Origin of the sequence: Sinomonas sp. G460-2 (assembly GCF_047759905.1) — a bacterium.
Lineage (GTDB): Bacteria > Actinomycetota > Actinomycetes > Actinomycetales > Micrococcaceae > Sinomonas.
This window is the reverse complement of sequence record NZ_JBKZWT010000578.1, coordinates 1-653: the sequence shown is the minus strand read 5'-3', so window position 1 is coordinate 653 and position 653 is coordinate 1. Positions and strand designations below refer to the sequence as shown.

Sequence of the window (653 nt, the reverse complement as noted above, 5' to 3'; positions counted from 1 at the left end):
GCATGGAAAACCGAGCAGAAGTGCGGGAGTTCCTCAGCTCGCGGCGTGCCCGGCTTACCCCTCAGCAGGTCGGTCTGCCGGAGGGCAAGAACCGCCGTGTGATGGGACTGCGCCGCGGTGAAGTCGCCGCGCTGGCCGGCGTGAGCGTCGAGTACTACACCCGGCTGGAGCAGGGCGCCCTCAGCGGGGCGTCCCCGGAGATTCTCGACAGCATCGCCAAGGCCTTGCAACTCGACGACGCCGAGAGGGCGCACCTGTTCGATCTCGCTCACGCGTCCACACCGGTGGCGCGGCCGCTGCGGCACCGGAACGCCAAGTCTTGGGCACCCCACAGGAGCCTTCAATGGGTGCTCGACGGATTCACCGCGGGTCCGGCGTTCGTCCGCAACGGCCGCTTGGATTTGATTGCCGTGAACTCCCTCGCCCGCGCCTTCTACAAGGACGCGTTCGACATGCCGGGGTATCCCCCGAATCTCGCCATCTTCACCTTCCTCGACGAGCGAAGCCGAAGCTTGCAGACCGACTGGGGCTGGGCGGCGAACATGGTCGTCTCCATTCTGCGCTCTGAGGCTGGCCGTGACCCTGACAACAAGGAGCTCCACGACCTCGTGGGCGAGTTGTCCACGCGCAGCGAGGAATTCCGGCGCCGCTGG

The 653-nt window shown here is 66.8% G+C and carries 1 protein-coding gene; it reads left to right on the top strand.

Translation table 11 applies throughout. The features are described 5' to 3' along the window. Positions 1–2 precede the first annotated feature (2 nt). Positions 3–653, top strand: a 651-nt coding sequence (locus ACLN58_RS22570) for a helix-turn-helix transcriptional regulator (protein ID WP_415857436.1), incomplete at its 3' end; no start/stop codon positions are given.